Below are 13,218 nucleotides of genomic sequence, written 5' to 3'. Positions count from 1 at the left end.
CGCAGGAAGCCCGGCGAACGCAGGAAGCCCGGCGAACGCAGGAAGCCCGGCGAACGCAGGAAGCCCGGCGAACGCAGGAAGCCCGGCGAACGCAGGAAGCCCGGCGAACGCAGGGTCCGGACCCGAGCGGTCCGGACCCTGCGGGGTCAGGCGCGGACGGCGGGGCGGTCGGAGGCGTCCTCGTATCCGGGGAGTGGGGCACCCGGGGGGAACGTCACCGGCAGACCGGCCAGCGAGCGATGGAACGGACCGGGTCGCCAGACCGGTTCGCCGTCGGGGAAATCCGCGCGCATCTCGGGCAGGGCGTCGAGCAGCTGGTCGATGGCACCTTCGGCGACCATATAGGCCAGCGACTGGGCGGGGCAGGCGTGCGGGCCCAGACCCCATGCGAGGTGGGCGCGGTTGCCGGTCAACTCCGACGTCCGGATCGCGGGATCGTTGTTGCAGGCGGCCATGCTGATCACCACCGGCTGGTGTGCGGGCAGCCATACATCGTCGAGCAGGATCGGCATCCGGGGATAGGTGATGAGCAGATTCGCCAGCGGCGGATCGTTGAACAGCACCTCGTCCAGGGCGTCGCGCGAGGTCAGGTTCCCGCCGAGGACGCTGCCGCCGAAGCGTTCGTCGGTGAGGATCAGCAGCAGCGTATTGACGATCAGGTTCAGTTCGAACTCGATCCCGGTGCCGTACACCTGCGAGACGTGATGTGATACCTCCTCCTCGGTCAGCTCGACCGGATGCTGTAGCAGCACCGAGGTGATATCGGTGCTCGGGGATTCGCGTTTGAGCAGCACCAGACTCATCAGGGCTTCGCCCAGCATCCGGCTGCCCGCCTCGGCATCCACGCCCTCGAGCAGTGCGGCGGTCCCGGCGGCGACCTGCTGACCGATCTCGGGTGGGCATCCGAGCAGGTAGTTGATCACCTGGAACGCCAGCGGGAACACGTACTGCTGGATCAGTTCGGCCTGCCCGTCCTGGCAGAACGAGTTGATCAGCGGGCCCGCGATGTTCTCGACGACGGTGTGGATCGCGTACAGATCCACTTCGTCCATACTCGCGGTGATGGCCTGCCGGTAACGCGTGAACTCCTGACCGGCGCAGCGGCTGGCCATCGGACGCCACTCCAGCAGCGGCAGGATCGGGCACTCGGCCGGAATATCCTTCTGCCAGACCCGGGGGTCGGCGGGGAAACGCTCCGGATCGTTGAGCACCCGCAGGGCGGTGCCGTAGCCGATCACCAGGGTCGCGGGTACCCCGGGCGCCAGTTCGACCGGCGCCAGCGACCCGTACCGGGCCCGCAACTCGCGATATACCCGGTGCGGGTCGGCGGCGAATTCCGGCAGGTAGAGCGGTACACGCGGATCATCGGAATCGATCGGCGAACCGTGCACATGGGCCTGTGCGTGTCTTCGTTGGTCCGAGGTAGTCAAGAACGAAACTCCATGCGGTCTGGGTGCGGGGCCGATGGTTTTCCACCGGCCGGTTCCCGGTTCGAGGCCCCTCCTGCAGAATTATCTGACTCGAGCCGGAACCAGGCGATGGTACGACATGGTCATTACATCTAATCGATTTCGAATCATGTTGTACGGCCCTCCATTTCACGATTTCGTAGGACTAGTCCGCACAATTGCGAATTATCGCGTACGTATGCGGCGGCCGGGATCGACGCGTCGAAAGCCCGGCCCCGCAATACTTCTCAGACCTCGAGCGCCTCCAATGACCGGTTGTCGTCGATAGCCGAAGTGATCCGCCGCATCAGCGTCAGACAGGTGTCACGCGACTGCATCTCGGGCTGATACGCGGCCCGGCCGATGGTGAACGCCCACGCCGCGTACGCGAACATCGACTGCTGGCGATAGATGAGCCAGGCATCCGCGAAAGCGGGCGCCACACCGCCCGCTTCGGCCAGTTCCTCGAGATAGGCCCTGAGCAGATCCTCGGCCCAGGCCCGGCGATCCTCCGGTTCGCATCCGGAGTTGACGGTGTAAGCGAAATCATGCCCCCAGCCGCCGCGCATCACGACCTGCCAGTCCACATAACCCATCCGCCCCTCGGCCGTCCGGTAGGTCTGGCCGATATGGGGGTCGCCGTGCAGCAGCGTATGGGGCAGCGCGGTGGTGGCCAGGTCCACGGCGCGTTCGACCCCGGCCCACAGCCGGTCCGCCTGGCCCTGCAAATTCTCCGGAACCACTTCGGCGGCCCGTTCCAGTCCCACCGCGCAGCGGGTCTTCATATCGATCGCCGCCAGATATGCCTGCAAGGCCTCGTTGGTGGTCTTGAGTACCTGGATCGACGGGTCTTCCCAGAAGGTGCCGTGCAGCCGGGCGAGATTGCGGACCAGATCCTCCATCTCCGCGCGGCCGATCGGGGCGGTCGGTTCGCTGAACACCGCGCCGCGCGTCGCGGCGATATCCTCCATGAGCGCGATCGACCGCCAGGACGCCGCATCCGACGCCCCCCAATAGCCCAGCGGTGCCTGGATTTCCAATTTCGGCCGGAAATCCCGGAAGAACCTGGTCTCGCCGTCGATCATCTTGCCGCCACCCAGCAGAATGCGCTGGCTCAGCGAGGTCGTCGTCTTGGCGAACAATGCTTCCGGTAGCCCCGCCGCCCGGCCCGCCTCGTTGTATTCCACCCGGATGGCCACCCTGGTGGACGTACCGCTGCTACCACCGGTCGTCTCGAAGGAGAGCACCTCGGCGCCGGGAGTCTCCCGGCAGAGCACCGCGGTCAGCCAATCCGTGGTGAGCGCGGCGCCGGACGCGGGCACATCACCGATCGCGCGGGCCCGGTGACCGGTGAGTTTCTCGCCGACGATATGCGCGCCCACCGCGACGAGCCGGCCGAGCAACCAGAGTTTGTGATTCATTTCCGCCTCACTTTCCGGATGCGCGCGAGATCACGCGCACCGTGCCGAACCGTCCGGTCCGGACTTTCCATCGCACCGACGATTCCCGATCTTGCGCCATATTCTCAGTGCCGGAATGACTTTCGGCCGATTACTCTACGGAGCGCGCACATCGGAACGCTCGGCCGCCCCGCCCGGCGCCGGATTCGGCGATATCAGAACGAGACGCCACCGGCGCCGGAAGTTTGCCGGGGCGGGAAATATAATCGGGATACCCGACCACTGTCGACGAAAGATGCTCGCCATGGTGACGCTATCTGTTCGACATGTACCGGACGCGGTGTACCGCGCCCTGCGGACCCGCGCGGTCAACCACGGCCGCAGTACGGAGGCGGAGATACTCGCCATTCTCGAGGAAGTCGTGACCCGCTCCCCGGAGCGGACCCGGCTGGGCTCGGTACTGGCCGGAGAGGGGCCCGACAACGGCGGGGACGACCCCGCGGACGAGACCCCGCGGTGACCCCGGCGCGGATCAGTTCGCGACGAGGCCGCGCAGCACGATATCGAGCCCGCGGCCGAACTCCTCGTCCGGCGATACCGATCGCGCGTCGCTCGCGGTAGCGGCGAGGAAGGGGAATTCCTGCGCCGGCAGTTCCGACATGGTGATCGTGCCCGGCCCCGACAGCGCCGCGTAGTACTCGTTCTGCAGGAACCCGAGCAGGTAGCCGATCAGCGTACGTTGCGCGACCACTCGGTCGGCGCCGGTGAATCCGCCGTCGGTGAGTACCGCGAGCATGGTGTCGATCAACCGTAGCGATCCCGGCGCGGCCTGCCGGTGGCGCAGCACCAGCGGTACCGCGGCGGGATGGTTCGCGACCGCGACACGCAACCGCTTCATCAGGACGCGGACCCGGTCCGCCCAGTGCGCTTCGGGCAGGGCGAGGTCGACCGACCGGAAGACGTGATCCACCACCAGGATCTCCAGCGCCTGCCGGTCGGCGACGTACCGATACAGCCCCATGGTGGCCATGCCGAGTTCCTTGGCGACCGCGCGCATGGTCAGCGCGGTGAGTCCTTCGCGGTCGATCACCGCCAGGGCAGCACCCACCAGTTGGTCGTCGGTGAGCGAGCGGGGCCTGGGCACGGATTGACAGCGTACTGGATACGCGCATACTGAAACGTAAGCGTACTTAGTACTCCAAAGGAGAGATCATGTCGCCACCGAATCCGGTGCCCGCCCGGACCCTCACCACCGTCGCCGGTGCGGAACTCCCGATCCCCTGGCCCCGGGGCCTGCTCCACCTGCAGTTCCGGCGCTTCGCCGGATGTCCGGTCTGCAATCTGCACCTGCGTTCGGTGGTGACCCGGCTGGAGGAGATACGAGCGGCCGGCATCCGGGAGGCGGCCGTCTTCCACTCCACCGCCGCCGAACTGCGCAAGTACACCGCCGATCTGCCGCTGGACGTGATCGCCGATCCGGACCGGGTGCTCTACCGCGAATTCGGAGTCGAATCCGGTGGGCGAGCCCTCCTGGACCCGCGCGGGTGGTCCGCCATCGCACGAGCCGTCGGCACCGAACTGGCCGCGACCGGGCGCCGTGCCGGTCGCCCGGCGCCGCCGAGCCACCCCGCGGGCGGCCGACTGGGCCTGCCCGCGGATTTCCTCATCGCCGCGGACGGCACGGTGCTCGCCGCGAAGTACGCCGCCCATATCGACGATCAGTGGTCGGTCGACGAACTGCTCGCCCTGGCCGGCTGAGCCGCTGCGCCGGCGCCGGAAATCCGATCGGCATCGTGCGCCCGAAAGGTCACGATCGCGGCCGGACGAGCGGTCCAGCGATCGTCATCGGCGCCGGCGCGACGACCGGCCGGTATCGGTGAGATCGGCCTATCGCCGCGTTCGGCTCGCTACGGTCGTATCCCATACATCCACCACCGGCCCCCGGGAGCACCTTTGCCTCGTGTACGAGAGTTCGTCACCGCACTACTCACCCCCACGACCACGGTTCTCGCGGCGGTCGCGCTCGTCACGGCCGGCACCGGCACCGCGGCGGCCCAACCCCCGTCCTCCACCGATATGACCTGCGGTAGCGCCAATCCGCTGCCGTGGGCACCGCCGTTCACCTGGCAGATCCGGGCGAGCTCCGGCGCGAGTCTGCCGCCCGGCGGGTCGGTTCTGGAGCCCTCGCTCCTGCTCAGCGGCGGCAACGATCTACCCGACCCGCCCGCGAGCCTTTTCCCGATATTCGGCACCACCCCCTACGGCACCCGCGTCCAGGTCGACTGGCACAACGAGACGACCGGTGCCTCGGGTACGGCGTTCAGCGATGAGGAGACGCTGAAGCAGAAGCCGGGTATCCCGGTGAACCGGGCCTGGCCCGGTGTCGGCACGGTGTCGTTCACCGTCACCACCCGGACCGGCGGCGGTTGGTGGTTCCTCAACACCCAGGCCGCGGTATGCCGCGGCACCGTTTCGATCCGGCCGGCCTGACGCGTCGCCGGCATCCGGCGGCATCGCGGATTACGCCGGATGTTGCCGGGCCAGTATCCGGCCGATGATCCGCGCACCCTCCGGGAACGCGCCGGGGTTCGGCCCGGAATAGTTCACCCGGAGGTAGGCGCCCGGAGGTTCGGCGGGGAACCATTCGTCGCCCGGGGCGACGACCACACCCTCTGCCTCGCAGTCCTGGACGAGCCGGATCAGATCGGTATGGTCCGGTAACCGGGCCCACAGGTTGAGCCCGCCCCGGGGCACCAGTTCCGGAAGCACGCCGGGCGCGTGCTCCCGCAGCGCGGTCAGCAGGAGATCGCGGCGACCGGCCAGCCGCTGCCCGAGCCCGCGCAGATGGGTACGCCATCCCGGATGGGTCACGACATCGAGCGCGACCGCTTGCAGCAGCCCGCTCACATACATCGACTCCGCCTGCGCGTCGGACAGGATCCGATCGCGGGCCGGGCCGCGGGCGACCACGGCGGCGATCCGGACCGAGGGCGAAACGCTCTTGGTCAACGAGCGCAGGTAGATCACATGTCCGCTGTCGTCGCGCGCGGCCAGTGGGACCGGCACCGATTCGATGCCGAAATCGTGTGCCCAGTCGTCCTCGATCAGGAACGCACCGTGCTCCCGCACCACCTCGAGCACCCGGTCACCGACCTGCGGAGCCCACTGTGCGCCGGTCGGATTGGCGAAATGCGGCTGGGCGTAGAACGCTCGCGCACCGGTCTGTTCGAAGGCGCGGACCAACTCCTCGGGCCGGGGACCGTGCGGGCCGCTGGGGACCGGTACCACCCGGACACCGGCGCGTTCGGCCGCCAGCAGCGCGCCCCAATAGGTCGGCGACTCCACCAGCAGTGGCCGTCCCGGACCCACCAGCGACTGGAAGGTCGTGTTCAGGCCGCTCTGACTGCCCGCGAACACGATCACCTCACTCGGCGTCGGCGGCAGTACCGCGGCGGGTGCCACGGTCGCCAGTTCGGTCGCGAACCAGGCCTGGAGTTCCGGCAGGCCGGCGGTGGGCGGGCGATCGAGAACGGCATCGCTGCGCGCGGCGCGGGTGAAGGCGGCGCGGACCAGGCGGACCGGGAGCAGCTCCCGGTCCGGGTAGCCGGAGTGCAGGGCGATCTTGTCGTTGGGCACGGTGCGCAGCGAGGTGAACATCTGGCTCCGGCGGCTGCGTGGCGTGCCCAGCGCCGCGGTCTGCCAGCCGTAATCGGCCGGGCGGGCGGAGCGCACCGTCCGCACGAAGGTCCCCACGCCCGGCCGGCTCTCCACCAGCCCCTGGGCCACCAGCGTGCGCAACGCCTTCTGGACCGTCACCGGACTCGCCGTGTACCGCGCCACCAATGTGCGGGTGGACGGCAGTTTCGCCCCGGCGGGAGCGGTGGCCATCCAGTGACGGAGGTCAGCCACGATTCGCGAGCTGCTATCGTCGGACATGAAGGAACATAGTAGCGCTACTCTCCGAAATCGCGCACCGCTATCCCCCGCCCTCCGCGGCCCGGCCTGGGGACTGCTCGGCGTGGCCGCGTTCTCGCTCACCGTCCCGCTCACCAGAATCGCCGTCGCCGACGGAGGGATGTCACCCCTGTTCGTCGCCTGCGCGCGGGCCGCTGTCGCCACCGTCCTGGCCGCCACCGCGCTGATGATCACCCGGCAACCGCTACCCCGCGGCGGGCAATGGCTCCGTCTGGGCGTCGTCGCCGGCGGTGTGGTCGCGGGCTTCCCGCTGCTGACCACCTTCGCACTGACCGCCACGTCGGCGGGCCACAGCGCAGTGGTGATCGCGTTGCTCCCGGCTGCCACTGCGGTACTGGCGGTACTGCGCGGCGACGAACAGCCGCCGCGCGCCTTCTGGTTCACCGCGGCCGCGGGCGCCGTGGCCGCGGTGGGCTTCGCTGCCTTCCGCGGCGGCGGGTTCGCCGCTTCGGGGTGGGCGGATCTCTTGCTGTTCGGCGCGGTCGTCGCGGCCGCCTTCGGATACGCGGAGGGTGGACTGCTGTCCCGCGAACTCGGACCGTGGCAGACCATTTCCTGGGCCCTCGTCCTGTCCGCTCCGGTGATGGTGACGCTCAGCGTTGTGGCGGTCGCCGTCCAGCCGCCGACCGGCTCGCCCGCACAGTGGGCGGCGTTCGCCTATCTCGGCGTGGTGAGCATGTTCCTGGGTTTCCTGGCCTGGTATCGCGGCCTCGCGCGCGGGCCGATGGCACAGGTCAGCCAGATCCAGCTGGTCCAACCCGTACTGACCCTCGGCTGGGCCGCGCTGCTCCTGCGCGAGCCCCTGACCTGGTCCACCGCGCTCGGCGCCCTGGCAGTCGTCGCATGCGCCGGGATCGCGGTCCGCACCCGGCTCGGACGCCCGGGAACTGGACCCCGGGGAAGCGGGCCGGTCGGTGACCGCATGTCCCGGCATGCCCAGATCGTGCCCGGCGCCGGCGATCCGGTGACACCACCCACCGGATCGCCGGACGCACCCTCGGTGGGCGCGTATCCGGCGAACGACCGGATCGCGACCGCACCGGCGCGAACCGGCCGGTGACGGTGGTGGTTCCGCTCACCACCGGGAATTCCGGCAGTCCCCCGTTCGTTACCCCTCTGGAGCCCGGCGATCGGGCTCGCGGACGAGGGAGCAGTACCCGCATCGCGACAAGACTGACTCGGAAGGGTTCGTCATGTCCTGGCTCGTCCTGCTGCTCTCGGGTGTGCTGGAGGCCGTCTGGGCCGCCGCACTGTCCGCATCGCACGGCTTCCGCCGCTGGAAACCCACCGTCCTGTTCGTCATCGCCCTGGTCCTGAGTATGGCCGGCCTGGCCTGGGCGATGATCGATCTGCCGACCGGTACCGCATATGCCGTCTGGGTGGGTGTCGGCGCCACACTGACCGTGGTGTGGGCCGTCCTCACCGGCCGGGAACGGGCAGGTACCGCTCGGATCCTGTTGCTCTCCCTGCTGATCGTGTCCGTCGTGGGCCTGAAGGCGGTGAGCTGAGATGGCATGGATCATTCTGCTGGCCAGCGCCCTCTGCGAAGCGATCTGGGCGACAGCACTCGGCAGATCGGCCGGTTTGACCGAACCGGTGGCGAGCGCCGTCTTCTTCGTCGCCCTGGTGGCGAGCATGCTCGGGCTGGCCCGGGCGGTACGCGATATCCCGATCGGTAGCGCCTATGCGGTCTGGACCGGCGTCGGCACCGCCCTGACGGTGGCGTACGCGATGATCTCCGGGGGTGAGGCGGTCACTGCCGCGAAGCTCGTCTGTCTGACGGGAATCGTGGTCGCGGTCATCGGCCTGGAACTGGTCCCGCACCGGGACACCGAGGAATAGCGGATGTTCCGCGCGGCGGCGCTGTCGCCGCGCGGACACCGCTCATCCGGCCCGGACTCGACGTGGCAGGCGAGTTGGTTCGCTTTGTAAGCTGACCGCCATGGCAAGTCGGAGTATCCGGTGAGCGTCCCGGATTTCGTCCCACCCGGGCCGCTACGGGCCCTCGGCACGGTGATCGACGCGTATCGGAGCCTTTTCGTCTCCGGTCCCGCCGCCCCACTGCTGTCTCGTCCGAATCCGGTGCGCCGGAACGGTTTCAGTCTTCGACTGGTGGTGGAAGCCGTATCCGAGGAAGCCGACGAGGTCCTCGGGTTCGCCTTGCGCGCCGCCGACGGCGGCCGGTTACCGGCCTGGCGGCCGGGCGCCCATATCGATCTCTTCCTGCCTTCCGGCCGGCAGCGACAGTATTCGCTGTGCGGAAATCCACGGGAACGATTCCGGTATCGGATAGCGGTACGCCGGATCGCCGCCGGCGGCGGCGGCTCACTGGAGATGCACCGTGATATCCACCCCGGCGACGAACTGCGGGCCCGGGGCCCGCGTAACGCGTTCACCTTCGTTGCGGCACCGGCCTATCTGTTCATCGCCGGCGGTATCGGTATCACACCGATCCTGCCGATGGTCCGCGCGGCGGGCGGGAACGGCCGGTTGATCTACACCGGACGTTCCCGTGCGACCATGCCGTTCGTCGCGGAGCTGCCCGGCGCGGATATCCGCCCCGACGACGAATACGGTCCACCGGATATCCCGGACCTGATCGCGGCCGCGCCGGCCGGTGCGGCCGTATACGTCTGTGGCCCGCCGCCGATGCTCGCGGCGGCCCGGCGCAGCATGTTCGAGCACAATCCCACCGGCTCACTACATACCGAACAGTTCTCCGCGCCTCCGGTGGTCGACGGGAAAGAGTTCGATCTGACCCTGGCACGCACAGGCCGCACGATCCGGGTGGGCGCGCAGGAGACCACCCTCGCCGCGATCGGCCGAGTCGTCCCCGATGCCGCCTATTCGTGCCGCCAGGGCTTCTGCGGTACCTGCCGGACCGCGGTCCTCGCGGGTGCGGTCGACCACCGCGATCGGACGCTCCCCGATTCCGAACGCACTACTCATCTGCTCCCCTGCGTGTCACGGGCGGCGGGCGACGCACTGGTCGTCGACCTCTGACCCGGAAGGCCCCGTCCGGATGCCCGGGGCAACGCGTTCGACGAGGTCGCGCGCAGCGTTCCGCAGTGTGGGTACCGGGTGGACGCACCGGATACCGAACCGACGATCAGGGGTAGGCCAGTTCCCGATAGCTGTCGAGAATTCCCTGAATGGAAGACGTCACGTGCAGGTCGCCGTTGAGCGGCGCCCATTCGTAGGCGGCGTGCGCGCTCAGCACGACCGGTCCGGTCGCGGCGACCTCGACGGCGAAGTGCAACCGCCGCACCGGTTTTCCGGCCGGGGACAGATAGTCGAAATCGCCGATATGGTGCCGGATATCGGTCACCGTCAGCCCGGTCTCCTCGTGGATACCGCGGATGAGAGCGCCGGATACCGACTCCCCGGGTTCCACCGTCGCACCGGGCAGTTTCAGAGTGGGACGAATCGGGCCACTACTGGGCAGTTCGAGCAGAAGGACTTCCCCACCCCGGTCGATTATCGCGCCCACCCGCAGTCCGACCCCGTCCCGCTCGCCACGTGGCAGGGTCTCGTCGAACATGGATACCGTCATGTGCCGGTTTCACCAACCTTCGATCGGGCGGACTCCCCGCGACCACGCCGCAGGCGAGCGTTTCGATATTACCGCGCCGTGACCATCGGATGACAGGCGATCGACCGAACCGACACCACGTGAGGCGATACCCGGCAGCGCCACCCTGGGTCGCCGTCACCCCGCCCGGCAAGGGTGCTTACGCGACCGGAGGTGTTTCGAACGGGATTCGTCACCAACGGATTACAGCGGTTTCGCACTCGCGACCGCGGGTCGTGGCGGGGGCCGCGGGACCGCGGACGCGAGCGTCCGACGAGTCCGCCGACGCGCGGTCACCGCTGTGACGGATACCTCGCCGTGACGGATACCTCGATGTAACGAACCCGGCGGCCCAGGCGCGTCCCCGGAGTCCGGATTCCGCCGTGCGCGGCCCTCGGCCTCTCCCTCCCGCGAACGGAACCGGTTACCGCAGGCAGGAGAATTCAATTCTCGTAAAATGGAGTTATTGTTCCCGAATGGGGCGGGCCGCTCTATCCTGGGCGGGTGCGCGAGCGTGATCGGTATCGAGTCGTCCAGTGGACGACGGGCAATGTCGGAAAGAGTTCGGTACGCGCCATCGTCGCGAACCCCACTCTCGAACTCGTCGGCTGCTATGCGTGGGCCCCGGCGAAAGTGGGTCGCGATATCGGCGACCTGTGCGGGATCGACCCACTGGGCGTCGCGGCGACCGACGATATCGACGCACTGCTCGCACTCGAACCCGACTGTGTGGTCTACAACCCCATGTGGATCGACGTGGACGAACTCGTCCGCATTCTGTCGGCGGGCGTCGATGTGGTCGCGACGGCATCGTTCATCACCGGCCACCGGCAGGGGCCCGGCCGCGACCGGATCGCCGAAGCCTGCCGCCGCGGCGGCTCGACGATATTCGGCTCCGGTATCAGCCCCGGGTTCATCGATCTGCTGGCCATCGTATCGGCCGGTATCTGCGATCGGGTCGACAAAGTGACCGTCAGCGAAGCCGCCGACACCACTTTCTACGACTCACCCGCCACCGAGCGCCCGGTGGGCTTCGGGCAACCGATCGACAACCCGGCTCTTCCGGAGATGGCGGCCGAAGGCACCGCGGTGTTCGGTGAGGCCGTCCGGATGATCGCCGACGCGCTGGGCGTGGACCTCGACGAGGTGCGCTGCGACGCCGAATTCGCACAGACCACCGCAGATCTCGACCTCGGCTCGTGGACGATCCCGGCCGGCTGTGTAGCGGGCGTGTTCGCGAGCTGGAAGGGGATCGTCGCGGGCCGCACCCTGGTCGAGTTGACGGTGCGCTGGCGTAAAGGCCCGACACTGGAACCGGATTGGAAGATCGACCAGGACGGTTGGATCCTGCAGGTGGACGGCCGGCCGACAGTGAAGAATGTGGTGAGTTTTCTGCCGCCACCGGATTTCCAGGCGGAGACCATCGCCGATTTCATGACACTCGGGCACATCATGACGGCCATGCCGGTGATCAACGCGATTCCCGCCGTGGTCGCCGCGGCCCCAGGTATCGCCACCTATAACGATCTACCGTTCATCCGGCCACACGGGGTCGTATCCGGCCTCGACTAACTGACGCGACCAGGGACTCCGCCGACCGGTCACGTGGTGCCCGGTCCGTCGCCGCGAGCCCGGCCGCCACCGCATTCGCTCGCGTCTACCGCACTCGGACGACCCGGCCGACCATCGGGGCAGAAAAAGATTGGGCCCGCCACTGTGGCGAGCACCTCACGGGACAACAGCGCGGGATCCTGTTCGCTTGTGTGACAGCTGCTTTCGCTGAAATCGACATCGGCATCCCGCTGTGTCGACGGCAGCGCCACGACCCGTCCGCGGCGTTACGGGCTATCATTCGCACAGCGCCGACCGGTCGGCAGACATGCCGCCGTACCGGCGCCGGACGTCCGTACCACGGGCGATCCGAGGTGCCGCGCGAGTGGCCCGCCGCCCGGCCCGGTCATTCCACTGCCGGGCACCGACGGGTATCGAGCGCAGAGGGGACGAGATGGACAGGCCGGCATGGGCGCCCGAGGGTGTGGACATGGCGCAGCCGAGCCCGGCGCGGATGTACGACGCGCTGCTCGGCGGATCACATAATTTCGAGGCCGACCGGCGCGCCGCCCAGCGCGGCAGTTCTCTGGTACCCGACCTGCCGCGACTGGCGCTGAGCAATCGGGCGTTTCTCCGCCGGGCGGTCCGGTTCCTTCTCGACCAGGGGGTGACCCAGCTGATCGATATCGGGTCGGGGATACCCACCGCCGGAAATGTGCACGAGATCGTGCGGGAACGCAGTTCGCCGGCCCGTGTCCTCTACATCGATATCGACCCCATCGCCGTCGCGCATTCCCGCGCCATCCTGGTGGGTGAGCAGCGCTACGGCGCGATCGAAGCGGACCTGCGCGATCCGGCGGATCTGCTGGCACGGATCCGCGATACCGGCCTCGTCGATCTGGACAGGCCCGTCGGAATATTGATGTTCGCGGTCCTGCACCTGCTCTCCGACGACCAGCGGCCCGCGGCCAAAGTGGCCGCGCTGCGCGAGGCGGTGGCGCCCGGCAGTTATCTCGCCCTCTCCCATCTGTCCTCGGCGCAGCGCCCCGAGGACGCCGCCCGGCTCGGCGCGTCGTCGGCCGTCGGCAACGGTGTGGGGATCCATTTCCGCTCACGCGCCGCGATCACCGAGATGTTCGACGGCTGGCGGCCGGTGGAACCCGGCGTGGTCGAATTACCGCTGTGGCGTCCGGAATCGGATCGGGACCGGCACGAAGAGCCGGGCCGCTCACTCGGCCTGGCCGGCGTGGCGTGCAAAGCCTGAGCCACCCGA

General features: G+C 68.6%; 14 protein-coding genes and 1 riboswitch. Of the genes, 9 read left to right on the top strand and 5 right to left on the bottom strand.

Annotation, left to right across the window (positions count from 1 at the left end):
* Positions 1–146: 146 nt before the first annotated feature.
* Positions 147–1,430 (bottom strand): cytochrome P450, encoded by a 1,284-nt coding sequence (locus tag ACWCPQ_RS27960; RefSeq protein ID WP_449904332.1) that lies wholly within the window; start codon positions 1,428–1,430, stop codon positions 147–149.
* A gap of 266 nt (positions 1,431–1,696) precedes the next feature.
* A complete protein-coding gene (locus tag ACWCPQ_RS27955) occupies positions 1,697–2,869 on the bottom strand; it encodes an aminoglycoside phosphotransferase family protein (protein ID WP_449904330.1) in 1,173 nt (390 codons plus the stop codon).
* Between the two features lie 283 nt (positions 2,870–3,152).
* Here ACWCPQ_RS27955 and ACWCPQ_RS27950 point away from each other — a divergent pair, with 283 nt between their 5' ends.
* A complete protein-coding gene (locus ACWCPQ_RS27950; RefSeq protein WP_449904327.1) occupies positions 3,153–3,368 on the top strand; it encodes a FitA-like ribbon-helix-helix domain-containing protein in 216 nt (71 codons plus the stop codon).
* A gap of 12 nt (positions 3,369–3,380) precedes the next feature.
* Here the strand turns inward: ACWCPQ_RS27950 and ACWCPQ_RS27945 are convergent, their stop codons facing one another.
* Positions 3,381–3,992, bottom strand: coding sequence for a TetR/AcrR family transcriptional regulator (locus tag ACWCPQ_RS27945; protein ID WP_449904325.1), 612 nt, complete (start codon positions 3,990–3,992; stop codon positions 3,381–3,383).
* Between the two features lie 68 nt (positions 3,993–4,060).
* Between ACWCPQ_RS27945 and ACWCPQ_RS27940 the strand changes: the two genes are divergently transcribed.
* Together ACWCPQ_RS27940 and ACWCPQ_RS27935 are read left to right on the top strand one after the other, a co-directional pair.
* Entirely contained in the window at positions 4,061–4,606 is a 546-nt protein-coding gene (locus tag ACWCPQ_RS27940; RefSeq protein WP_449904322.1) for a peroxiredoxin-like family protein, read from the top strand.
* 195 nt (positions 4,607–4,801) lie between these two features.
* Positions 4,802–5,338, top strand: coding sequence for a hypothetical protein (locus ACWCPQ_RS27935; protein WP_449904319.1), 537 nt, complete (start codon positions 4,802–4,804; stop codon positions 5,336–5,338).
* Positions 5,339–5,368: 30 nt separating this feature from the next.
* Here ACWCPQ_RS27935 and ACWCPQ_RS27930 read toward each other — a convergent pair whose 3' ends face one another.
* The gene (locus tag ACWCPQ_RS27930; protein ID WP_449904317.1) at positions 5,369–6,784 is read right to left on the bottom strand and encodes an aminotransferase-like domain-containing protein; all 1,416 of its coding nucleotides are present in this window, start codon (positions 6,782–6,784) and stop codon (positions 5,369–5,371) included.
* Between ACWCPQ_RS27930 and ACWCPQ_RS27925 the strand changes: the two genes are divergently transcribed.
* The 4 genes from ACWCPQ_RS27925 to ACWCPQ_RS27910 all read left to right on the top strand — a co-directional run bounded on the left by ACWCPQ_RS27925 (position 6,783) and on the right by ACWCPQ_RS27910 (position 9,826).
* Positions 6,783–7,883 carry a DMT family transporter gene (locus tag ACWCPQ_RS27925; protein WP_449904314.1) on the top strand — a complete coding sequence of 367 codons (1,101 nt, stop codon included), beginning with the start codon at positions 6,783–6,785 and terminating at the stop codon, positions 7,881–7,883. The genes ACWCPQ_RS27930 and ACWCPQ_RS27925 overlap by 2 nt on opposite strands.
* A gap of 56 nt (positions 7,884–7,939) precedes the next feature.
* A riboswitch (guanidine-III (ykkC-III) riboswitch) is annotated at positions 7,940–8,006 on the top strand.
* A 10-nt stretch (positions 8,007–8,016) separates the two neighbouring features.
* On the top strand, positions 8,017–8,331 hold the full coding sequence (locus ACWCPQ_RS27920) for a DMT family transporter (RefSeq protein WP_449904312.1): 315 nt from the start codon (positions 8,017–8,019) through the stop codon (positions 8,329–8,331).
* A 1-nt stretch (position 8,332) separates the two neighbouring features.
* Positions 8,333–8,665, top strand: a complete 333-nt coding sequence (locus tag ACWCPQ_RS27915) for a DMT family transporter (RefSeq protein WP_449904311.1) — start codon at positions 8,333–8,335, stop codon at positions 8,663–8,665.
* A gap of 120 nt (positions 8,666–8,785) precedes the next feature.
* Entirely contained in the window at positions 8,786–9,826 is a 1,041-nt protein-coding gene (locus ACWCPQ_RS27910; RefSeq protein ID WP_449904309.1) for a PDR/VanB family oxidoreductase, read from the top strand.
* A gap of 106 nt (positions 9,827–9,932) precedes the next feature.
* Here ACWCPQ_RS27910 and ACWCPQ_RS27905 read toward each other — a convergent pair whose 3' ends face one another.
* On the bottom strand, positions 9,933–10,376 hold the full coding sequence (locus ACWCPQ_RS27905; RefSeq protein WP_449904308.1) for an NUDIX domain-containing protein: 444 nt from the start codon (positions 10,374–10,376) through the stop codon (positions 9,933–9,935).
* A gap of 522 nt (positions 10,377–10,898) precedes the next feature.
* Here ACWCPQ_RS27905 and ACWCPQ_RS27900 point away from each other — a divergent pair.
* Both ACWCPQ_RS27900 and ACWCPQ_RS27895 read left to right on the top strand, forming a co-directional pair.
* Positions 10,899–11,966: an NAD(P)H-dependent amine dehydrogenase family protein gene (locus ACWCPQ_RS27900; protein ID WP_449904306.1), complete on the top strand. Its 1,068-nt coding sequence runs from the start codon at positions 10,899–10,901 to the stop codon at positions 11,964–11,966.
* A 433-nt stretch (positions 11,967–12,399) separates the two neighbouring features.
* On the top strand, positions 12,400–13,209 hold the full coding sequence (locus ACWCPQ_RS27895) for an SAM-dependent methyltransferase (protein ID WP_449904303.1): 810 nt from the start codon (positions 12,400–12,402) through the stop codon (positions 13,207–13,209).
* Positions 13,210–13,218: the final 9 nt, after the last annotated feature.

The organism is Nocardia sp. NPDC001965 (genome assembly GCF_053594175.1).
The sequence above is the reverse complement of the archived record's forward strand: the minus strand, read 5'-3'. Positions and strand labels throughout refer to the sequence as shown.